Annotated in this window: 1 protein-coding gene; it reads right to left on the bottom strand. The window is 40.7% G+C overall.

Going from position 1 to position 275, the window contains the following annotated elements:
• Positions 1 to 20 precede the first annotated feature (20 nt).
• The coding region (locus A3775_RS04540) for a zinc ribbon domain-containing protein (protein ID WP_156481565.1) at positions 21 to 275 on the bottom strand (255 nt) is incomplete at its 5' end.

Here is a 275-nt window from a genome sequence, read left to right as displayed (position 1 = left end):
TTCATCCGATTCAAAAAAGCTCACAAATGCTCACAAGTGCCAGCTTTTTCTTCCTGCTTCTTCCTAGAAGTGTCGGCACTATCTAGTCCACAGGCTAACACGACTAATCTAGTCGCTTCTTGACAGAGATTTATGGCAGCATTGACATCTCTATCACACTCCCAGCCACAATGTTCACATTTAAACACTCTTTGCGACAATGACAAAGATGATTTTTGCTCTCCACAACTAGAGCAAGTTTTACTACTGGGATAAAATCTATCCACAATTACCAA

This window comes from Anabaena sp. 4-3 (assembly GCF_001597745.1).
Taxonomy (GTDB): Bacteria; Cyanobacteriota; Cyanobacteriia; order Cyanobacteriales; family Nostocaceae; genus Trichormus.
This window is presented reverse-complemented; position numbering and strand designations above follow the sequence as displayed.